General features: G+C 46.5%; 20 protein-coding genes. 14 read left to right on the forward strand and 6 right to left on the reverse strand.

What is annotated here, in order from left to right; all coding sequences use genetic code 11:
* The 4 genes from B5Z18_RS31315 to B5Z18_RS31330 form a co-directional block, all read left to right on the forward strand.
* A partial coding sequence (locus B5Z18_RS31315) for a T9SS type B sorting domain-containing protein (protein ID WP_143313762.1) occupies window positions 1-1,770 on the forward strand: 1,770 nt, incomplete at its 5' end.
* 111 nt (window positions 1,771-1,881) lie between these two features.
* Complete coding sequence (locus B5Z18_RS31320; RefSeq protein ID WP_079473532.1) at window positions 1,882-4,038, forward strand: TonB-dependent receptor; 2,157 nt, start codon at window positions 1,882-1,884, stop codon at window positions 4,036-4,038.
* Between the two features lie 11 nt (window positions 4,039-4,049).
* Entirely contained in the window at window positions 4,050-4,697 is a 648-nt protein-coding gene (locus tag B5Z18_RS31325; RefSeq protein WP_079473533.1) for a hypothetical protein, read from the forward strand.
* 107 nt (window positions 4,698-4,804) lie between these two features.
* Entirely contained in the window at window positions 4,805-5,101 is a 297-nt protein-coding gene (locus B5Z18_RS31330; protein WP_079473534.1) for a winged helix-turn-helix domain-containing protein, read from the forward strand.
* A 1-nt stretch (window position 5,102) separates the two neighbouring features.
* On the opposite strand, the gene pdxA is transcribed toward B5Z18_RS31330, so the two are convergent.
* On the reverse strand, window positions 5,103-6,164 hold the full coding sequence (pdxA, locus tag B5Z18_RS31335) for a 4-hydroxythreonine-4-phosphate dehydrogenase PdxA (RefSeq protein ID WP_079473535.1): 1,062 nt from the start codon (window positions 6,162-6,164) through the stop codon (window positions 5,103-5,105).
* 131 nt (window positions 6,165-6,295) lie between these two features.
* Between pdxA and rsmA the strand changes: the two genes are divergently transcribed.
* The 4 genes from rsmA (at window position 6,296) to B5Z18_RS31355 (ending at window position 9,107) form a co-directional block, all read left to right on the forward strand.
* Window positions 6,296-7,051, forward strand: coding sequence for a 16S rRNA (adenine(1518)-N(6)/adenine(1519)-N(6))-dimethyltransferase RsmA (gene rsmA / locus B5Z18_RS31340; RefSeq protein ID WP_079473536.1), 756 nt, complete (start codon window positions 6,296-6,298; stop codon window positions 7,049-7,051).
* On the forward strand, window positions 7,048-7,977 hold the full coding sequence (locus B5Z18_RS31345) for an NAD(P)-dependent oxidoreductase (protein WP_079473537.1): 930 nt from the start codon (window positions 7,048-7,050) through the stop codon (window positions 7,975-7,977). Before rsmA ends, B5Z18_RS31345 begins: the two co-directional genes overlap by 4 nt.
* A 184-nt stretch (window positions 7,978-8,161) precedes the next feature.
* Window positions 8,162-8,635, forward strand: a complete 474-nt coding sequence (gene greA / locus B5Z18_RS31350; RefSeq protein ID WP_079473538.1) for a transcription elongation factor GreA — start codon at window positions 8,162-8,164, stop codon at window positions 8,633-8,635.
* An 82-nt stretch (window positions 8,636-8,717) separates the two neighbouring features.
* Window positions 8,718-9,107, forward strand: coding sequence for an HIT family protein (locus B5Z18_RS31355; protein WP_079473539.1), 390 nt, complete (start codon window positions 8,718-8,720; stop codon window positions 9,105-9,107).
* A 3-nt stretch (window positions 9,108-9,110) separates the two neighbouring features.
* Here B5Z18_RS31355 and B5Z18_RS31360 read toward each other — a convergent pair whose 3' ends face one another.
* Window positions 9,111-9,806, reverse strand: coding sequence for a response regulator transcription factor (locus B5Z18_RS31360; protein ID WP_079473641.1), 696 nt, complete (start codon window positions 9,804-9,806; stop codon window positions 9,111-9,113).
* Between the two features lie 186 nt (window positions 9,807-9,992).
* Complete coding sequence (ruvC, locus tag B5Z18_RS31365; protein WP_200817408.1) at window positions 9,993-10,553, reverse strand: crossover junction endodeoxyribonuclease RuvC; 561 nt, start codon at window positions 10,551-10,553, stop codon at window positions 9,993-9,995.
* Window positions 10,554-10,707: 154 nt separating this feature from the next.
* Here ruvC and B5Z18_RS31370 point away from each other — a divergent pair, with 154 nt between their 5' ends.
* The 3 genes from B5Z18_RS31370 to B5Z18_RS31380 all read left to right on the forward strand — a co-directional run bounded on the left by B5Z18_RS31370 (window position 10,708) and on the right by B5Z18_RS31380 (window position 13,201).
* Window positions 10,708-11,574, forward strand: a complete 867-nt coding sequence (locus tag B5Z18_RS31370; protein WP_354032668.1) for a lysylphosphatidylglycerol synthase domain-containing protein — start codon at window positions 10,708-10,710, stop codon at window positions 11,572-11,574.
* Between the two features lie 9 nt (window positions 11,575-11,583).
* Entirely contained in the window at window positions 11,584-12,375 is a 792-nt protein-coding gene (locus B5Z18_RS31375) for a DUF3108 domain-containing protein (RefSeq protein ID WP_079473541.1), read from the forward strand.
* 124 nt (window positions 12,376-12,499) lie between these two features.
* Entirely contained in the window at window positions 12,500-13,201 is a 702-nt protein-coding gene (locus B5Z18_RS31380) for a response regulator transcription factor (RefSeq protein WP_079473643.1), read from the forward strand.
* A gap of 74 nt (window positions 13,202-13,275) precedes the next feature.
* Here B5Z18_RS31380 and ruvB read toward each other — a convergent pair whose 3' ends face one another.
* The gene (gene ruvB, locus B5Z18_RS31385; protein WP_227024681.1) at window positions 13,276-14,319 is read right to left on the reverse strand and encodes a Holliday junction branch migration DNA helicase RuvB; all 1,044 of its coding nucleotides are present in this window, start codon (window positions 14,317-14,319) and stop codon (window positions 13,276-13,278) included.
* 87 nt (window positions 14,320-14,406) lie between these two features.
* Here ruvB and B5Z18_RS31390 point away from each other — a divergent pair, with 87 nt between their 5' ends.
* The 3 genes from B5Z18_RS31390 to B5Z18_RS31400 all read left to right on the forward strand — a co-directional run bounded on the left by B5Z18_RS31390 (window position 14,407) and on the right by B5Z18_RS31400 (window position 19,041).
* Entirely contained in the window at window positions 14,407-16,818 is a 2,412-nt protein-coding gene (locus B5Z18_RS31390; protein WP_079473542.1) for a TlpA family protein disulfide reductase, read from the forward strand.
* Window positions 16,819-16,826: 8 nt separating this feature from the next.
* Window positions 16,827-18,140, forward strand: a complete 1,314-nt coding sequence (locus tag B5Z18_RS31395; protein WP_079473543.1) for a M20/M25/M40 family metallo-hydrolase — start codon at window positions 16,827-16,829, stop codon at window positions 18,138-18,140.
* A gap of 139 nt (window positions 18,141-18,279) precedes the next feature.
* The gene (locus B5Z18_RS31400; protein WP_079473544.1) at window positions 18,280-19,041 is read left to right on the forward strand and encodes a hypothetical protein; all 762 of its coding nucleotides are present in this window, start codon (window positions 18,280-18,282) and stop codon (window positions 19,039-19,041) included.
* 69 nt (window positions 19,042-19,110) lie between these two features.
* Here B5Z18_RS31400 and B5Z18_RS31405 read toward each other — a convergent pair whose 3' ends face one another.
* Both B5Z18_RS31405 and B5Z18_RS31410 read right to left on the reverse strand, forming a co-directional pair.
* A complete protein-coding gene (locus B5Z18_RS31405) occupies window positions 19,111-19,962 on the reverse strand; it encodes an endonuclease/exonuclease/phosphatase family protein (protein WP_079473545.1) in 852 nt (283 codons plus the stop codon).
* An 83-nt stretch (window positions 19,963-20,045) separates the two neighbouring features.
* Window positions 20,046-20,732, reverse strand: a complete 687-nt coding sequence (locus tag B5Z18_RS31410; RefSeq protein ID WP_079473546.1) for a peptidoglycan DD-metalloendopeptidase family protein — start codon at window positions 20,730-20,732, stop codon at window positions 20,046-20,048.
* Window positions 20,733-20,774 lie beyond the last annotated feature (42 nt).

Consider the following 20,774-nt stretch of genomic DNA (forward strand, 5'->3'; position numbering starts at 1 on the left):
GCGGGCGACAGCTTACACTACAACATCACGGTTACCAACGATGGGCCATCTGATGCTACTGGTATACAGATCAGCGATATTGTATCCGATACATTGAGTGGCGTGAGCTGGACAGCTACCACTACGGGTGCTGCACAGATCACCGGCAGCAGCAGCGGAAGCGGTGATGTACTGTTGAATGGTAACATCAGCGCAGGTGCCGGTAACGCCATCAACATAAAGATCAGCGGTAAAATCAATACTGCCTTTACGGGCAGCATTACCAATACCGCCAGTGCGAAGGATGCAAATAATAATACCACTACAGCAAGTGCTACCACGCAGGTAAGCAGCCGTTCACAATTGAGTATTATCAAAACCGGCCCGGCCCGCGTCAATGCAGGAGACACTATCCGGTATCTGATCATTGCCTCCAACGCAGGACCGTCTGCGGCAGCAGGTATCAATATCAGCGATGTGGTGCCTGCGGCTGTTACACAGGTAACGTGGACTACCACCGCTAATGGTACGTCACAGGTAACCGGCGGCGCAACAGGCAGTGGCAATAATGTATCTGTAACCGGCAACCTGGATGCAGGTAGCGGCAATACCATACAGGTGAATATTAAAGGCGTTATTCCGGCAGATGCAGTTATTACCGGTGTTACCAATACGGCTGCACTGAAGCAGGGTACAGGTACGCCTGTTTCATCTGATCCGGTGGTAACGGAAGTGGTACCGGGTATTAAGAAACTGGATCTTTCTGTCACCAAATCCGGCCCGGCTCAACTCACCAACAATGATTCAATTACCTACATCATTGTGGCTAAAAATGGTGGTCCGGCTGCGGGAGATGGTGCGGTGATTACAGATATCCTGCCGGCAAATATTGAAGGATCTTATGTGCAGATATTATCTGCTACCGGTGGCGTTGCAGGCGTACAAACTACCAACGCCGGAAATGTGGTAAAAGCTACTATCGGCACGTTCCCGGCAGGAGGGGTGATTACCCTGGCCATTACGGGTAAGGTAAACAGCATCATAGAATTGCGTAACCAGGCTATTATTACAGCCCCGGCGGGCACTGTAGATACAACTACAGGTAATAATACCAGTGCCACTGTTATCACTACAGTATCGCCTATTCCTACGTCGGATCTGCGGTTACAGAAAGAGCTGCTTAATACGGGGCCAATGCAGGTGGGCAGTAAGGCCGACTTTGCGTTAACGCTGACTAACGCCGGTCCGTTTAATACTACCCAGGTGGTGGTGAGAGATACCCTGAAAGAGAACCTGGATATTATCAACGGATTTGATGCAAGCATCGGGGAGGTAACTTATGATCCGGCCACACGGATACTGATCTGGAGCCTGGACAGCCTCTCCCTCACGCAAACGGCTACACTGAAATACACTACCCGCATCACCAATACCGGAGATGTAATAAACAGTGCAACGGCTACTTCCCTGTTGCCGGATCCGGATCGCTCCAATAATATTGCGGTGAGCAAGGTAGTTACCGTTACCGGCGATGATATCATGATCCCGAACGTGATTACGCCTAACGGCGACGGAAAGAATGATAAGTTCATTATCACCGGCATCCTGCGATACCCTAATTCTTCCCTGTTTATTTATAACCGTTGGGGAAATATGGTGTATCAGTCAAAGAATTACCAGAACGAATGGACCGGCGATTCCCTGAATGAAGGCACCTATTATTACATACTCAAACTCAATACCCCCACAGGAGAAAGAAGCTATAAAGGCTGGATTGAACTCCTGCGATAGGTGAAAATTAATAATTCCGGAAGAAACCGGGCGTTTTGCCCGGTTTTCTTTTATAATATTTGGTTTATAATGTAAACTAGTTTATGTTTGATGTATAATTAATCCCTGAATATGTCCAACATCAACCGCTATCTATGTCTCTTCATTTTTACACCCTTATTCTCACTGGCACAGAATAAGATCAGCGGCAAGGTGACCGATACAAAAAAGCGTCCTTTACCCGGTGTGAACATCGCTGTGAAAGGTTCCTATGATGGCGCCACCACCGCAGCAGACGGTTCTTTTTCCTTTACCACCACCGCCACCGGCGACCAGTTATTATCGGCCACGCTCACCAATTACCAGACACTGGAACTGAAAATAAATACCGCTGCAGGCGAACAACTGAACATCGTGCTGAAAAATGCAGTGAATGCTTTACGGGTGGTAACCATTTCTGCCGGCAGCTTTGAAGCCAGCGATGATAAGAAAGGCACCGTGCTGAAGCCGCTGGATATTGTAACCACAGCCGGTGCCGGCGCCGATATTGCCAATGCCATTAAAACATTGCCGGGCGCCCAGCAAACCAACGACCGCGAGGGCCTGTTTGTACGTGGCGGTACCGGCTATGAAACGCAAACCCTGATAGATGGCATGCTGGTAAGGAATCCTTTTTACAGCAGTCTGCCGGACATTCCGGGACGTGGCCGCTTTTCTCCGTTCCTGTTTAAAGGAACCACCTTCAGCAGCGGCGGCTATTCCGCGCAATATGGCCAGGGGCTGTCGTCCGCGCTGATCCTGGAATCTATCGATTTACCGGAGCGTTCCTCTTCTTCGGTCGGGGTATCTGTAATAGGTGTAAGCGCCGGGCTGGATAATCTTTCAAAAGATAAAAAAACATCCTACGGGATAGAGACAGATTATACAAACCTGTCGCCCTACTTCAACATTGTTAAGCCCAAAAACTCGCCGAACCTGGGACCGGAAATCATTGGTACCTCCGTCAATTTCCGTCGTAAAACTTCCCGTACGGGCATGCTCAAATTTTACGGATATGGCAACTGGACCAAAATGGGGTTTAACTCCAACAGCCTGGAATATCCGGGTTATACGGAGTCGTTTAAACTGCATAACAATAACGTATATACGAATCTGACCTACCGGGAAAATATTGGCCACGACTGGCACCTGTATATCGGTGCTTCTTTCAGCAGCAACACGGATAATATCGATGCAGACACGCTGTTGAAAAATCCGGCGCCCTCGCTGATCAAAGTGCGCTCAGACCTGAGCCAGACGCGGGTTATGTTTTATAAGAACCTCGGACGCTTCTCTGTATTGCGGCTGGGAGGGGAGTATCAGTATGCGGAAGAAAGATCTGCCTTTAATGAAAATAAAGCCAATTTCACCGACAACTACACCGCTGCTTTTGCAGAAGGAGATATTTACTTTACCCCCAGTTTCGTAGGACGCGTAGGTGGCCGTGCGGAATATAGTTCGGTATTGGGAGAAATGAATTTTGCACCCCGCGTGTCGCTGGCATATAAAATGAATAACTTCAGCCAGTTTTCCGTGGCCTACGGCGATTATTACCAGAAGCCGGAACCACAGTATATCCGCTTCAGCCGCAACCTGGGCTATATGAAAGCTACCCATTACATCCTCAGCTATCAACGTGTGGCAATGGATTATACTTTCCGCACAGAGATATTTTATAAGAAGTATACCGACCTGGTAAAAACAACCCCTGCGTATAACAACAACGGCAGCGGCTATGCGCAGGGAATAGAGCTGTTCTGGCGCGACCGGAAAACGTTTAAGAATGTGGACTATTGGGTATCCTATTCTTACCTGGATACCAAACGCGATTACCTGAACTATCCGTTCCGGGTACAGCCCGACTTTGCCGCCAATCATACTGCCAGCATTGTGTACAAGCATTTTCTGCCAAAGCTCAGTACCAATCTTGGATTAACGTATTCTTTTGCTACAGGCCGTCCTTATTACAATCCCAATCAGCCTACGGACAAGTTCATGTCTGATAGAACAATGACTTATAACTCCGTGGGCGTAAGCGCCAGTTACCTTACCAGTATCCGGAAAGCATTCACCATTTTTGTATTGTCGGTGAGCAATGTGCTGGGCAATAAACAGGTATTCGGCTATCATTATTCTACTGATGGGATGCGCAGGGATGAGGTAGTGCCTAACGTACCGAGATTTATTTACCTGGGTATGTTTATGAATTTTGGTATCGACAGAAGACAGGATGTTATTAATAACCTCTAATCACAATAAATATGAAACGATTCTTTCTTGCTTTTTTATTTACCGGTAGCCTGGCTACTGCAATGGCACAAAGCGCGCAATATACCGACGCCATGACGAAGCAAACGTCTGAACTGGATAGTAGCGGCACTTTCACTGCCGATGGCCTGCAACAAAAGGCCAACACTTTTGAACGTATTGCGGATGCCGAAAAAAGCCAGTGGCTGCCTTATTATTATGCTGCCTATGCACAGGTGATGCAGGCACTGATACTGCAGGATAAAAGCCAGATAGATCCGCTGGCCGACAGGGCAGAAGGCAACCTGGACAAGGCAGAAGCGCTGAGCCCAAAGAATTCTGAAATTGCCTGTATCCGTTCATTGATAGCTACGGCCCGGTTAACAGTGGATCCTATGACACGCGGTATGAAGTATGGCCCCGAAGCAGCAGCACTGCTGGAACAGGCGGCAGAATTCAATCCGGAGAACCCGCGCATTTACATGTTACGCGGACAATCATTATTATTTACACCTGAACAATGGGGTGGCAGTAAATCAAAAGCGAAAACAACACTGGAGCTGGCATTGCAAAAGTTTGCCGCCTTTAAGCCGGAAAGCAGCATAGCTCCGCATTGGGGGGAACCATATACCCGCAAGCTGCTGGAACAAAGCCAGAAATAATCACGGAATATATTATTCAGATATTTAGTTATTTTGTTTCCGTGATAGATAAACCACTGAAACAAAATAGCTAAATATCAAAATAGCTGTATAAGAAAATTAAGCTCATGGACTTTAAAGATCTGGACCCGGTATTACATTCACAGTTGAGGCTGGCTATTATGTCCGTGTTGATCAGTGAAGAAGAAGCAGAATTTACGCTGCTGAAAGAAAAAACAAATGCCACCGCAGGTAATCTGAGTGTGCAGATTAATAAACTACGCGATGCGGAATATATTTCCGTGGTGAAACAGTTTAAGGACAACTACCCGCAAACCATCTGCAAAATAACTCCCACCGGCAAAAAAGCCTTTGGAAACTACGTTACTTCTATACAATCCTACCTGAAAGCGGGTAAGCACTGAGTTACTCCGACGCCAGTTCTGTTTTCTTCAGTGGGTTCCGGGTGTTCTCGGCATAGCGTTCCCGTTGTTCCAGTATTTCCAGGCAGGCAAAGATGGCCTGTCTGAAAGAATCCGGGTCAGCCAGGTTTTTGCCCGCAATATCGAATGCGGTGCCATGATCCGGTGAGGTGCGTACAATGCCCAGTCCGGCGGTATAGTTAATACCGTTGCCGCTGGCCAGTGATTTAAATGGTATGAGGCCCTGGTCGTGGTACATGGCCAGTACGCCATCGAATTGTTTAAACATTTCCCTTGCAAAGAAGGCATCTGCGCTGTATGGTCCAAAACACAGGATACCATTGCCTTTCGCGTGCCTGATGGCAGGGGCAATGTGTTCAATTTCTTCGCGGCCTATCAGTCCGTCGTCACCGGCATGAGGGTTGAGCCCCAATACAGCAATACGTGGCTGGTCTACCCCGAAATCCTTTACCAGGCTGTCTCTCATCAGATGCAGCTTGCCCAGGATATTTTCTTTGGTCACATATTTTGCTACATCTGCCAGGGGTACGTGTTCTGTGAGCAGGCCCACGCGCATATTGTCGGCGGTCATGAACATGAGTACGTCCTTAGCATTGAAGGAATCCCTCAGGTAAGGCGTGTGGCCGGTATAGTTAAAAGTTTCGCTTTGAATATTGTTTTTATGGATGGGAGCTGTCACCAGGCCGGTGATATACCCGTCTTTCAAACAGTTGATGGCCGCTTCGAGCGCCCGTGCGGCGTATTTGCCACCGGTTTCATTCAGTACTCCGGGGGTGATCTGTACTTCTTCTTCCCAGCAGTTATATACGTTCACCTGCTTATGATTAAGGCGGGTAAAGTCTTTGATGCTCTGGTAGTTGAAATTATTTTCATTCATCAGCTTCCGGTAAAAGTTGATGGTTTTGTTGGATGCAAAAATCACCGGCGTACAAAATTCCATCATACGCGCGTCCATAAACGTTTTGATGATAATTTCGGCGCCTATGCTGTTGATATCACCGATGGTGATGCCGATTACCGGTTTGTTGATCTGGGTAGTACTCATGCTGAATTGCCTCAATGAATGGCAAATATAAAGTATTTAGCGGTTAGCTTTTCGCTTTTAGCCGGCGGCATTTTCAAAAGCTAAAAGGCAGCGGCTAAAAGCTAATAAATGCTTTATCTTTGCGCTTCACAATGTATACACTAAAAAAATCACTCGGCCAGCACTTTCTCACAGATGAAAACATCTCGAGGAAAATTGTGGAGTCGCTACCTGTAATTGACGGCCAGCAAGTGCTGGAAGTGGGTCCCGGTGGGGGCGCCATCACAAAATACCTGTTGCAGCTGCCAGGCATTCATTTCAAGGCAATTGAGCTGGACAGGGAAAAGGTGGAGTTCCTGGAAAAAACGTACCCCGATATCAGGGGCAAGCTGATCAACGAAAGCATCCTGGATGCCGCCCTGCCTTTTGAAGGCCCGTTCCGCCTCATTGGCAATTTCCCTTATAATATTTCTACCCAGATCATGTTTAAGCTGCTCGATTGGCGTCAGCAGGTGGATGTGGTAGTGGGAATGTTCCAGAAAGAAGTGGCACAACGTATTGCTGCTCCGCACGGGAACAAGGAATATGGTATCCTGAGCGTATTGTTACAGGCTTATTATAAGATTGAATATTTGTTTGAAGTACATGAAAACTGCTTCAATCCGCCGCCAAAAGTAAAATCTGCCGTAATCCGCCTTACCCGGCTGGAACAACCGGTAGATATTGCCTCTGAGCGCAAATTTTTTGTACTGGTGAAAACGGCTTTCGGTCAACGGCGCAAACAGTTGCGCAATCCGCTGAAAACGATGTTTGACAAGGAACTGTTAGCACAGGACCCCATCTTTACAAAAAGGGCAGAGGAACTGAGTGTGGCTGATTTTGCAGCATTATCCCATAAGATGATATGAGCAGGAAAGTATTAGTTACGGCAAAAACACATCCGTATTTGATTGAACAGCTGGAAAGCAAAGGGTATGAAGTTACTTACCTGCCGGCTGTTACATATGACGAAGTATATCGTGAGATCGGTGAGTGTACAGGACTGATTGTTACCACCCGTATCCACGTAGACAAGCAGATGATCGACCAGGCTAAACACCTGCAGTGGATCGGCCGCCTGGGTTCGGGCATGGAGCTGATCGACGTGCCTTATGCAGAAAGTAAAGGTATCCGTTGTGTGAGTAGCCCCGAAGGCAACCGGGATGCGGTAGGCGAGCAGGCCGTGGGCATGCTGTTGTGCCTGTTGAACAATGTGCTGAAAAGCAGCCTGGAGTTGCGGCAGGGCATCTGGGAGCGCGATGGTAACCGCGGATATGAACTGAACGGTAAAACCGTGGCTATCATTGGCTATGGTAACACGGGCAGCACCTTTGCGCATAAGTTGCAGGGGTTCGACGTTAATATCCTGGCGTACGATAAATATAAAACAGGTTTTGGTACCGCGACTGTGAAGGAGTCCACCATGGAAGAAATATTCCGGGAAGCAGATGTGGTAAGCTTACACCTGCCACTGACCGCCGAAACAAAACACCTGGGTAACTCGGCCTTTTTTACCTCTTTTGCCCGGCCGGTATGGTTTATGAATGTGGCCAGGGGCAAGCTGGTAAATAACCGCGACCTGATCGCCGCACTCGATAATGGGGTGCTGGCGGGTGCCTGTCTGGATGTGTTGGAGAATGAAAAACTAGCTACTTATAACGAAGAAGAAAAAGAACAACTGGCCTGGTTGCTGAAGGCTGACAATGTAGTAGTAACTCCGCATATTGCAGGGTACTCACATCAGGCAAGCATCAAAATGGCCCGTATTGTATTAGAGAAACTGAATATACTTTAACCCAGCCCAATGGGTGTGTTTTTCGGATATAAATGATTGATTATCAATTTATATGCATCCGAAAGAAGGAGCTTTTTTCTTTATACAAATTTCATTATATTTGCAATAATACCAGTAAACAACGCTTCTGTGCAAATGGAGGCGTTGATTTTTTTTTCTTATAACCAAAAAAACACAACAGGTTATGTCTGGCATAAATTACGTTACGAAAGAAACCCTTGATCAAATGATGAACGAACTGACCTTGCTTAAAACCAAAGGAAGGGCAGAGATTGCACGTGCTATTTCAGAAGCCAGGGAGAAGGGTGACTTAAAGGAAAATGCCGAATATGATGCCGCCAAAGAAGCGCAGGGTTTGCATGAAGCGAAGATTGCCACACTGGAAAATGCGATTGCAGTTTCCCGGATAGTGAGTGCAGATGCAATTGATACTTCAAAAGTGTCTATCCTTTGTAAGGTAACTATTACTAATGTAGCTAATAAGAAGACTGTTACTTACCAGATTGTTTCTGAAACGGAAGCGGATCTGAAGGCTGGCAAAATTTCGGTGACCTCCCCGATAGGCAAGGGCCTGTTGGGCAAGCAGGTAGGCGAGGTAGCTGAAGTACAGGCGCCAAACGGGCAGATTAAATTTAAGATTGATAATATAACCGCATAAGCCTACTTTTTCATGATATTTGCAGGGGTTGCATTCATTTGCAGCCCCTGTTTTTTTATCATGTTACTAAGAACTACATACTATGACCATCTTCACGAAAATTATCAAAGGCGAGATTCCGAGCTATAAAATAGCAGAGAACGAACATTTTTATGCTTTCCTGGATGTTTTCCCGCTGGTAAAAGGGCATACCCTGGTGATACCTAAAACAGAAACGGACAAGTTCTTTGACGTGGCAGATAACCTGTTGCAGGAGTGGTTATTGTTTGCCAAGCCCATTGCGCAGGCCATAGAAAAAGTAATTCCCTGTAATCGTATAGGCGTTAGTGTGGTAGGACTGGAAGTGCCGCATGCGCATATGCACCTGATCCCGATTAATTCGGCAGACGATATGAATTTTTCCCGCAGTAAGCTGAAGCTGTCTGTAGAAGAATTTAAGGCAATACAGGCGCAGATTGTCGCCGCCATGTAACGGTTATTTCGAGGGGATATTGAAACGGAATCCCACGCCATGCACGGTTTCCAGTTTTATTTGCGGATCTGATTTGAAATGTTTCCGCAGCTTGGTGATAAATACGTCCATACTGCGTCCGAGGAAATAGTCGTCTTTCCCCCACACATTGGAAAGTATGTCTTCTCTTTTCAGTGTTTTATTGGGATTATTACAGAAGTATTTCAGCAGGTCCGCTTCTTTTTGCGTAACAGAAATGGATATCTCTCCATTGGAAGTATAGAGCCGGAGATCTTCATAATCAAAGGTAAGTTGTCCTATCGTATAGAGGTTTAACTTGTCTTTCCCGCGGCTCATGGTCCTTTTCAGGAAAACTTCTATACGCAGGATCAGTTCCTGCATGCTGAAAGGTTTGCTGATATAATCATCTGCACCGGTCTGGAGTCCGGCTATTCGGTCTTCTTTTTCATTCTTAGAAGTGAGAAATAATATAGGAACGTGGTCATTGAGTTCACGGATCTGTTGTGCCAGTTGTAGGCCGTCTTTTTTGGGCATTACCACGTCCAGCAAGCAGATATCGAATGAGCGTAACTGGAACTGCTCCCATGCTGCCTGGCCGTCTATACTGTGCACTACATCATAGCCCGCTTCTTCCAATCGTTTCTTCGTAACCGCACCAATATTTTGATCATCTTCCACCAATAGGATTCTTGCTTTCATATCTGCCTGATGCTGATTAATATAAAAAAGCTTGTTATACAATTTCCATATAACAAATGATGGTCACTTTTCATAGTTAAGCTGTTATCCGGACACATGGCCGTTAGCTTTAAATGGGTTGTTGAATTTCAGCCAAAGTAACTACAATTTACGGATTTATGAAATAACCTTTTACCCCGGTATTTTTTATCTGGAAATCCTTTCGGGGTGCTGCTGCAGGAACTTCTCCCAGCCTTTTGCTTTGCCTATTCCTGCGAGCGGATTACTTTCCTGGTAAAAGTGGCACACGGCCACTGCGAGAGCGTCTGTAGCATCAAGGTAATCAGGGCGTTCTGAGATATTGAGGATGCGTTGCAGCATCAGCCAAACCTGTTCTTTATCAGCATTACCGTTACCTGTAACAGATTGTTTTACTTTTTTCGGGGAATATTCGGTGACCTCCAGACCAGCCTGGATAGCCGCTGCAATAGCCACACCCTGGGCACGGCCCAGTTTCAGCATACTTTGCACATTCTTGCCAAAAAAGGGCGCTTCAATGGCAAAACTGGCTGGTTTATGCTCTTGAATAAGTTCCTGTACCCTGCAATGAATCAGCTGTAGTCTTTCGTAGTGATCTTTGAATTTAGAGAGTTTCAGTACGTTCATCTCCAGGAGGCTGGCCTTTTTTCCTTCGATAAGTATAAGCCCATAGCCCATTACAAGGGTGCCAGGGTCAATGCCGAGAATTATTTTTGACTTGTTTGCCAACAGGAGTTTATTTTTGCCAAAATTTGACTGTCTGAACAAAAGTACCAAAATAATTCTCAATTACTTATTAGGGGCAGGGCTTTTTACTTGGCTGGCATACTCTATCTACTCGCAACTCATCCATCGTGATAACCTGCAACAATCAGTGCAGCACATGTGGGGAGTATTGCAGGAGAAAGGCTGGGTGGGCATCTTCCTCGTAACGGTACTGATGCTGTTCAACTGGGGACTCGAAGCCCGAAAGTGGCAGAAGCTGGTGAAACCCCTGGAAGAAGTATCTTTCCTGCGCTCATTCAGTGCCATCCTTTCCGGCGTATCTCTCTCTATAAACACCCCAAATCGTGTAGGCGAATACGGTGGCCGCATACTTTACCTGAAAAACCATAATAAGCTGAAAGCTATCGCGGCAACCATAGTAGGAAGTTTCAGCCAGCTGATCGTCACTATTATTTTTGGGTTAATTGGTTTGCTCTATTATATCAACAACTACGCACTGGCAAAAGAAAGCGCCTTCCTTACGCCTTCTTTGTGGCAGAAATTAGTCCTGATTACCGGTACAGTAATTTGTGGCCTGACGATATTGTTATATTTTCGGTTACAAATAATTCTGTCTGTATTTGAAAAGATACCTTTCCTTCGTAAAGCGAAGGTGTTTGTGCAGATCATTGTTAAGTACTCATCCGGCGATTTACGTTACCTGTTGCTGCTTTCAGCCCTCCGGTACATAGTCTTCTCGGCACAGTATTTGATTTTGTTGGACGCACTTGGCGTGGAATTTCTATGGTGGCAGGCCTTCTTACTGAACAGTGTCATCTACCTGGTAATGGCAGGAGTTCCTACCATCGCTATCGCTGAATTAGGAGTTCGGGGAAAGGTGAGTATCTTTTTTCTTGGGTTGCTTAGCTCCAATACCGTGGCCATCGTAGCCGCCACTGTAGGTATATGGCTGATAAACCTGGTAATACCGGCCGTTTTGGGAAGTGTGCTGTTGTTAGGGGTAAAAATTTTTAAGGAAAAATAGCTTCCATCAATGAAGTATTTGCTACTCATAATTTTAGGACTATCCTGTATTCAACCCGTTGAAGCACAAACCGATTTCTGCTCCATCCGTAACAGCAGCTTTAATGCTGGTGAAAGTATTACCCTGAAAGTATTCTATAATCTTGGTAAAATGTACGTTGGCGCAGGAGAAGCTACTTTCAACGTGGCCCTGGAACGCTTTGCCAACCGCGATGTTTATCATGTGGTAGGCGATGGCAAAACCTACCGGGCATACGACTGGATCTTTAAAGTGCGCGACAGGTACGAAAGCTACATAGATACCGCTACCCTCCAACCCCTCAAATTTATCCGGAACGTAAATGAAGGCGGCTACAAGATCTTTAATAACGTAGTGTTTAACCAGGCCGGCCACCAGGCCATCAGCACAAATGGCACCTTTACAGTGCCTCCCTGCGTACAGGACGTGATCAGCGCCATCTATTATGCCCGTAACATCGACTTTAACAAATACAACACAGGCGATAAGATCCCCTTCGCCATGTTCCTCGACGACCAGGTATATAATATCTACATAAGATACATGGGTAAGGAAGAAGTAAACACCAAGTTCGGGAAGTTCCGGGCCATCAAGTTCAAGCCCCTCCTTATCAAAGGCACCATCTTCGAAGGCGGTGAGAAAATGACCGTGTGGGTAAGCGACGACGCCAACAAAGTGCCTTTACGCATTGAAAGCCCCATATCTGTAGGGAATATCATAGTAGATATGATCAATTATACCAACCTCCGTTACCCCTTCACTTCGCTGCTAAACAAGAAATAATAAGGCTTAAGCCCCACCCATCATCATAAGTTTAACAATTCATTTGAGGGCTGGCGCCCAAATTTTACCGACCTTTCGTGCCGCAGAAAAACTTTATATTTGTTGTAATCAACCCTTTATGATTATGGAAGAACGTAAACCGAAAATATTATTGGCTGAGGATGATACCAATCTGGGTATGGTGCTGAAAAATTACCTGGAGCTGAACGACTATGATGTGGAATTATGCCGCGATGGTATCCTGGCCCTGGCAGCCTTCCGCCGCGAAAAATTTGACATCTGTTTGCTGGACATTATGATGCCCAATATGGACGGATTTAAACTGGCGGAAGAAATCAGGGACGTAGACCCCGATATTCCCCTCTTCTTCCTCTCCGCTAAAACCATGAAGGAAGATATTATCCAGGGTTACAAATTAGGCGCAGATGATTATATCTCCAAGCCATTCGACAGCGAATTACTGCTGCTGAAAATCAAAGCCATCCTGAAACGCAACCAGGAACTGAATAGCAAGGAAGAAGAAATTCACGAATTCGTGATCGGATCCTATGCCTTCAATTCCCGCCTGCGCACCCTGGCCCATAACGGTGAAACACATACGTTATCCCCTAAAGAAAACGAATTGCTGCACATGTTGTGTGAACATAAAAACGATCTCTTACCACGCGAACTGGCACTGAAGAAAATATGGGGTAGCGATACCTACTTCAACGGCCGCAGCATGGACGTATACATTGCCAAACTGCGCAAATACCTGAAAGACGATACCAATATTGAAATCGTAAATATTCATGGTAACGGCTTCAGACTGGTAGTGAAAGAATAATTACTTCAACAGTATTCAATAAAAAAAGCAGCAGGGATACCTATCCCTGCTGCTTTTTTTATTGACATGAACCGTTAAAACAACATATTTGTTCCTCCCCGGAAAGACGTCTTCCCCAGGTGGATATAAGCTTTCTCTGTTACTTCCCTGCCCCGCGGGGTACGTTTAATAAACCCTTCCTGTATCAGGAATGGCTCGTATACTTCTTCCAGGGTACCCGCTTCTTCCCCTACCGCAGTGGCAATAGTGGTGATACCTACCGGTCCTCCCTTGAAGTTTTCAATGATTGTATTGAGAATACGGTTATCCATTTCGTCTAAGCCATATTCATCCACATTCAGTGCTTTCAGGCTCAGGAGCGCTATTTCCATATCAATAACCCCATTGCCTATTACCTGGGCGAAATCGCGCACGCGGCGCAGCAACCCATTGGCAATACGCGGCGTACCACGTGACCGGCGGGCTATTTCACTGGCCGCATCGGAAGTGATCTTTGTATTCAGCAACCCGGCAGCCCGCCACAGGATTTTATGCAGCGTGGCGGCATTATAATATTCCAGCCTCGATTTGATCCCGAACCGCGACAGCAGCGGGGCAGTAAGCAACCCGGACCGGGTAGTGGCCCCGATCAGCGTAAACGGCTGCAGGTTAATCTGTATGGCACGCGCACTGGGGCCCGTATCAATCATGATATCAATACGGTAGTCCTCCATGGCGGAATACAGGTATTCCTCCACCACGGTGCTTAACCGGTGAATTTCATCAATAAACAATACATCTTTGTCTTCCAGGTTGGTCAGCAGGCCGGCCAGGTCGCCGGGCTTTTCAATCACCGGCCCGGAAGTTTCGCGGATATTTACGCCCAGTTCATTCGCTACAATACGCGACAGCGTGGTTTTACCAAGACCCGGAGGGCCGTGGAACAACACATGGTCAAGCGCTTCCCCACGCATTTTCGCCGCTTTAATGAATATTTTCAGGTTCTCGATAATTTGGTCCTGCCCGGAAAAATCGAGGATCTCCCGCGGACGTATACTATTCTCGAACTCTTTCTCAGCGGCGCTGAGCTTATTCTCTTCTGGTCTTAAAGGCTGATTGGACATAATTGTATATGCCAAAAATACACAAATATTCAAAGGTAGCGGGCAGCTATTGTATGTTCGTTTTTATATGTTTATTTTGAGAGAATAAAACCACCCCCTGATATGCCAAAGTACCTGTTGCTCCTTGTTTACTTAGCCCTTGCCTGCAGCCCCGTTGCGACCATTGCCCAGTTAAAATTTAAGAAGAATGATTCCTGGCGGTACCAGTTAATCGTAAAAGATAGTTTTCCACCACACATTGTACAGGAAGTGGAGAAAATAGTACGGGTTACTATTACCGGCAACAACCCGGATGGCAGCACCAATGCAGTATATGTGCTGGAAAGTGTAGCCGTCCACGGATCGGGCGCTAATTTTAAATCAGCAGATCCGGATACTTATGCCGGAGAATGGAGGATCATGGAGTTTATGCAGCTGTTGCATCAGCCGCTGGAATTTAAAATATTTGCCAACGACAGTATCAGTGAGCCTAGTAATACAGCGGCTGTTGCTAAAGCGGCTGGAACTTCCCTGGGCTTGCCCGGCGAAATGCAGGATGCTCTTGCCGGCAACTGGAAGTTTTTGCAGATGGAACTGAAATTCCTTTTCCCCACATCGCCCAAACAGCTGGCTGAAAATGATGAATGGAAAGAAAGCCCCTGGAAATTCAAAGTTGTGAACGCAGAAAAGGAGCTGGTGGAAGTAGCGGGTACCCCGGAAGAGAACAACAGCGACAGCGTGGTGGTAACAGGCGCCATTTCGTATACCCTTTCCCGTAACAAGGGGAATGTGCAGAAGTTCAGGTCCATAAGCCGGCAGGCGATGAGAAACGGCAAGGTGTTAACGGCAAGAGAAGTAAACATATTACCGTCTCCTCCTAAAGCACTGCCGGCCGATACAGCCTGGGCTAACACACTGGTACGTATGAGCAGAATGAGTAACTCGCTGAAGGTAAACGGGGAATCCGATTCCGCAAAAATTGCACAGTTCCTCGCGGTGACTACGCCTAAGTACGGCAACCGGCTGGCTTTTAAACTGGCAAAGCTGGATATTTATGGCAGCGGTTCTGAATACATGTATGAGCAATACCAACACGCACTGAAAGATCTTCCTTCAGCAGCACTGGCAGGATCATCTTCTCACCTGTTTAATAAATTGCAGAATACTTACTATCAAAATCCGGATAGTGCAATGGTACTGTTGAAACTTTTGTCTGCCGACGGAAGCATGCTCGACTCCTGGCTCGATCAATCCTTTGCGCAATATTTACCACAACATGATTTTGATACCACGGAAGCAAGGCAGGAGTTTCGCAGCAGAGGTGTCAGTGAAGCGCGCATCGCGGAAATATTTGAAGAAAGCAGGAAAGCGCCTGCAGGCGCTCAATTGCTGATGACCAGGATGATGGCCGAAAAGGACAGTATTTTGCAGGTATCTTTACGCCCCATGTCGTTATGGAATAAAGCCATGTATACAACGGATACGGCTATATTAAAAAGTATTGCGGCAGATTTCGGGCAAATAAGTCCGGCGGAAATGACGCTGGGTAAAGCAGCCCGTTATGAATTGCTGGTGCAGGATATCCTGCGCAAAGCCAATATGCCCGCTGCCGCAGATGCTTTGCTGGACAAGGCATTAACCGATCTTAAAAATAACCAGGCTGATACCGCTTTCTGGACGGCGCATCCGGAATTGAAAAATAAAAAAGCAGCGAATAAAAATATCCTTTCACACGCTTATTACCTTAAATACGAACATACAAAGGCGACCGATAAAAAAACAGCGTTGAACTACCTCGCGCTGGCGGCCGGCACTGCCCCGAAAAGCAACGCGGAAAAAGCTCATGAAAGTTTTTACGATCGCCATTTTCTCCACTCGGAAGAAAATTACAGCGCTCATTTCGCTAAAGAACTGGAAGCACTCGGCAAACCGGAAGAAGCCATGAGAGTGTTATCGAAGCAGCTTACCGCCCAGCCGGATATGCTGGACAGTACCCGCGCCTTTTTTAATGCACATTTTCCCGGTAAATCTTTCAATGCTTACTTCCGGGATGTATTGCTGAAGGAATGGGAGGATGCACCGGATTTCACGCTGAAAGGGATGAACAATGAAAATATCCGCCTGGCAGATTACCGGGGCAAATGGCTGCTGCTCGACTTCTGGGGTACCTGGTGTGCACCCTGCCGGAAAGACTTACCACACCTCAATCAACTGGCTGAAGAAATAAATGCCGGGAAGTATCCCGGGAACGCCATCCTGGCCGTTTCCTGCCAGGAGCCAATAGAAACAACCCGCAGTTTCATTACCGCCAACAAATACATTTTCCCGGCCGCCCACGCCGACGATAAGATCGAAAAATCTTACAAAATAAAAGGTTATCCTACCAAAGTGTTAGTTTCGCCTGATGGGAAAATGTTAGACTTGCAATTCGGAGCAGACTATGCTTCCATCCTGCAGGCATATAGCAATGCCTATTTCACACAGGAAAAAGAACAACCATCCACCATCAAAATAGACAACAAGAAAAAGGATTAACCGCTTATATGAAGAAATCACTGTTATTATTACTGGCTGCCGGCAGCCTTTCCACTACCGGTTATGCACAGGATATCAAAGAAAAGGAAGTAGCCCGCGTGATCAGCACACTGGCTGCCGACGACATGGAAGGACGTTACCCCGGCACACCCGGTATAGAAAAGGCTGCGCAGTTTATCAGCAGCGAGTTTGCCAAAGCAGGTATTCAACCATTGCCCGGCGAAAAAAACTTCCTGCAGGAATTCGGCAAGTTCAGTTTAAAAACTTCCAGTGTATCCCTTACCGTTAGCGGGGAAACTAAAGACTGGCCCGTGGCCGCTGTAGGCACCGGCCGCAGCTTCGACTGGGAAAAAGACAGCAGTTACAACACCGTTTATGCCAACGAACCGGCTGAGCTGATGAAAATACTGCGTAACCCGGCAGCGCTGCAAAAGAATACCCTCGTTTGGGTAGGCGCAGCAATGGCCGGTTACATCAGCTATATCACCGCTTCCTTTTCAGAACGTAGTTATGATACACAGAGTGAGCTGGAAGCAGTACCACCTGCTGAAAAGCAGGTTATACTCGTATTCGCAAAAGAGACAGTGGCAGATACTGCTTCCTGGAGCCTTCATCTCCGCCGCGAAATTACCGGGCAGCACTTTGCCAACGTAGCCGGTATGATTAAAGGAAGCACCAAACCAGATGAGTTCGTGATCTTCTCCGGTCACTACGATCACCTGGGTATATTACCTTCCGAGGCAGGCGACAGTATCGCCAACGGCGCAGATGATGATGCATCGGGTACCACAGCGGTAATCATGCTGTCGAAGTATTTTAAGAAACACCCTCCCAAACGCTCCGTGATTTTTGTAGCCTTTACAGCAGAAGAATCCGGCGGACATGGATCACGTTATTTTTCAGAACACCAGGATCCGGAGAAAGTAGTCGCCATGTTTAATATTGAGATGATTGGTAAGGAGTCCAAATTCGGGAAGAACAGCGCCTTTATCACCGGGTTTGAAAGATCCAGCTTTGGCCCTATCCTTCAACGCAACCTGAAAGGATCGAGCTTTACCTTCCATCCCGATCCTTACCCGGAGCAGGACCTGTTTTACCGGTCAGACAATGCCACCCTTGCCAGGCAAGGCGTTCCGGCACATACAATTTCCACTACGCAGATAGATAAAGACCACTTCTATCACACCGTGAAAGATGAATTGGCTACACTTGATATTAAAAACATTACCGATATTATTAAGGCAATTGCCATCAGCGCCGGTACTATTGTGAATGGTACGGATACGCCTACACGAATTGAGAAGGCATTGCTGAGAAAATAACTCATATATTGATCCGGTTGAACGAAGCTCAACCGGATCATTCTTTTTTAATTAACAGTGAACTTATTTTTTTCTCCAAATTCTTTGTTAAATTTACTGCACGACTTTTCCCAATTAGTCATTTAAAACCATATCGATAATGAAAACCGGAATCCTACATTTCTGCGGTGCTATAGGCATTGCAAGTATCTTACTATCGTCGTGTGCCAATACGGACATGGCTAAACCAGATACCAATCAACCAATCGACAACGCGGATGCTGCCAGCGTGAACTATGAAATTTCAGCGATCAACCCAACTGCCACGTTATCACCTGATGCTTCAGGACGCTTATCTGCTCTCACCGGAGATGCAGCTATGGCTAAAGCAGCCTCTGGAGGTTTCGACATCACCTGGGACACTGCCACTGCACGTTTAAGAGAAATCCGCTTCGATGCCAGACGTGGTAAAGATGAAGTGGAATTCAAATTAAAAACAGACAGGCAGATTGACCTGAAACAAGTACCTGCTATAATAGGTGCTATTAAAATTCCTAAAGGAACTTACCAGCAGGTAAAAGTGTATGCAAGAGTAGAAGGGGATAAGAAAGATCCTGCAGTAAGACTGAAAGGTTTTATCACCTGGGACAGCAAGAAAATTCCAGTTGAAATCCTGCTCTCCGGCAAGATTGAATTGCAGGCTCATGGAAAGGATGTAGTGGTAACCGATACCAAAATTGATTGGAAAGGTTCCCTCAAAATTTCTATGGACCTCATCCTCACCAAACTGCAGATCGGCGACTTTACCGGCTCCTTTGCCAATGGTAAGTTACAGATCAGCATAGATGTTAACGGCAACCTCCATAACAAGGTGGTGGATGCACTGGAAAACAGTATGTCAGTGGAACATACGCACGACTAAGTAGCGAAAACTTTTAAAATAACGGATCTGTGGAGAGATACACTTCTCTGCAGATCCGTTATTGTTTTACTATCTTATAATAATCTCCGCATACACCGCGAAATGATCAGACGCATATCTTCCTTCCCACGTTTCAGAAATGCTGGCATGTTTTAAAACATCGTATTTTCCTTTGAGAAAGATATAATCAATGGGCTGGTTGTCCCGTTCTGCGATATTCCATCCGTTGAAAGTGCCGGCAGGACCAAAGTGTGGCGTTTTACTGATTGCCTTACTATCGGTTAAATGCAGCGGATCATTGGGATTCATAATAATCTGAATGGGTTCATCAGATGGTACCGCGTTGAAGTCGCCGGTAATAATGGCCGCCTCTTTTCCCGCAATGAGATGTACCCGTTGCAGCAATAGCTTCGCGCTTTCCCTGCGGGCAATTTTCCCCATGTGATCAAAGTGGGTGTTGAAGTGATAAAACAGCTTGTTTGTTTTTTTATCCCTGAACTTTCCCCAGGTAACAATACGGGCGCAGGCGCCGTCCCATCCGATATGACCGGCTATTGCAGGCGTTTCCGACAGCCAGAAAGTTTCACTGTTTAACATTTGCAAACGGGCAGTATCGTAGAATATCGCGGAAAATTCTCCTTTTGTTTTTCCGTCGTCGCGGCCTACACCAATCATTTTATATTGGGGCAACCTTTGCTGAAGATCCTGCATCTGGTCGTATAGTGCTTCCTGCACACCCAGCGTATGGGCGCCCAGGAACAGGATTTCGGATGCTACTTTATCTTTGCGGTGTGGCCACGCATTAGCGCTGTCGTCCGGGTTATTATACCGTATGTTGAAAGTCATTACCTTCAATGGAACCTGTGCGGCAAGAGCGCTCACGAGCAGGCAGCAAAAAACTGTCAGCCATAGTCTTCTCATACTAATTCAATTTTAGCCTGTAAAAATAACACGGGGAAGCATAAATCCCAGTGAAGCAGGAATAATTTATCAGTAAGATATTCTTAGTGGGTATACTGGTTGAGTTGAAGGATTAAGTCGGGGTCGGGGCAGTTTTGCAGGTATTTTTCTTTTTCGCTGTAGCGGCACACGCCAGGATAATCGCCGCGGAAACCCTGCATATCTTCAATTACCTGGAAATGCAGGTGTGGCGGCCATCCGCCGTTTTCGGCGGGCGTACCGAAATGAGCCAGCGCCTGTCCCGCAGTGATGGGCATATTTTCATACAACCCCTGGAGGTTGGAAATGCTGAGATGACCATACAGGGTATGGAAGGTGTATCCGTCCAGCTGGTGCTGAAGAATGATGGTAGCGCCATAATCCCCGAAATGATCATTAAAACGGAAACTATGTACATGCGCATTCATAGGGGCATAAAGCCGGGTGCCGGTTTCTCCCCATACATCAATACCGAGGTGTAAGCGCCGTGGTTCTTCCCCGGCATCAAAATGAGGGCTTACCGCATAAATAGTACGATGCTCCGCATAGCCGCCGATACCCAGCCGGCAGCCACTTTGCTCCAGCGTATTGTCGATATACCGGCTAAACCGGTTAATATCCTGCAGTATGTTTTTGGTGAGGGTAGTGTTATTGGCGGTGAAATCCATTACCAGCAGGGATTCATGATCTCCCAAAAGCGGAATAACCGGCTTAAAGGTGGACTGATATTTCTTTAATACCTCCTGTAACATATTTTGTGATGCTTGACTTTCGTCTAAATATAAATATTAATT

Origin of the sequence: Chitinophaga ginsengisegetis (genome assembly GCF_900168065.1) — a bacterium.
In the GTDB taxonomy this organism is placed as follows: domain Bacteria; phylum Bacteroidota; class Bacteroidia; order Chitinophagales; family Chitinophagaceae; genus Chitinophaga; species Chitinophaga ginsengisegetis.

Bases quoted from the DNA above. Each gene is read 5' to 3' on its own strand.
- B5Z18_RS31320 (WP_079473532.1), top strand. From the start codon at position 1,882: ATGTCCAACATCAACCGCTATCTATGTCTCTTCATTTTTACACCCTTA.
- B5Z18_RS31325 (WP_079473533.1), top strand. From the start codon at position 4,050: ATGAAACGATTCTTTCTTGCTTTTTTATTTACCGGTAGCCTGGCTACT.
- B5Z18_RS31330 (WP_079473534.1), top strand. From the start codon at position 4,805: ATGGACTTTAAAGATCTGGACCCGGTATTACATTCACAGTTGAGGCTG.
- pdxA (WP_079473535.1), bottom strand. From the start codon at position 6,164: ATGAGTACTACCCAGATCAACAAACCGGTAATCGGCATCACCATCGGT.
- rsmA (WP_079473536.1), top strand. From the start codon at position 6,296: ATGTATACACTAAAAAAATCACTCGGCCAGCACTTTCTCACAGATGAA.
- B5Z18_RS31345 (WP_079473537.1), top strand. From the start codon at position 7,048: ATGAGCAGGAAAGTATTAGTTACGGCAAAAACACATCCGTATTTGATT.
- greA (WP_079473538.1), top strand. From the start codon at position 8,162: ATGTCTGGCATAAATTACGTTACGAAAGAAACCCTTGATCAAATGATG.
- B5Z18_RS31355 (WP_079473539.1), top strand. From the start codon at position 8,718: ATGACCATCTTCACGAAAATTATCAAAGGCGAGATTCCGAGCTATAAA.
- B5Z18_RS31360 (WP_079473641.1), bottom strand. From the start codon at position 9,806: ATGAAAGCAAGAATCCTATTGGTGGAAGATGATCAAAATATTGGTGCG.
- B5Z18_RS31370 (WP_354032668.1), top strand. From the start codon at position 10,708: ATGTGGGGAGTATTGCAGGAGAAAGGCTGGGTGGGCATCTTCCTCGTA.
- B5Z18_RS31375 (WP_079473541.1), top strand. From the start codon at position 11,584: ATGAAGTATTTGCTACTCATAATTTTAGGACTATCCTGTATTCAACCC.
- B5Z18_RS31380 (WP_079473643.1), top strand. From the start codon at position 12,500: ATGGAAGAACGTAAACCGAAAATATTATTGGCTGAGGATGATACCAAT.
- B5Z18_RS31390 (WP_079473542.1), top strand. From the start codon at position 14,407: ATGCCAAAGTACCTGTTGCTCCTTGTTTACTTAGCCCTTGCCTGCAGC.
- B5Z18_RS31395 (WP_079473543.1), top strand. From the start codon at position 16,827: ATGAAGAAATCACTGTTATTATTACTGGCTGCCGGCAGCCTTTCCACT.
- B5Z18_RS31400 (WP_079473544.1), top strand. From the start codon at position 18,280: ATGAAAACCGGAATCCTACATTTCTGCGGTGCTATAGGCATTGCAAGT.
- B5Z18_RS31405 (WP_079473545.1), bottom strand. From the start codon at position 19,962: ATGAGAAGACTATGGCTGACAGTTTTTTGCTGCCTGCTCGTGAGCGCT.
- B5Z18_RS31410 (WP_079473546.1), bottom strand. From the start codon at position 20,732: ATGTTACAGGAGGTATTAAAGAAATATCAGTCCACCTTTAAGCCGGTT.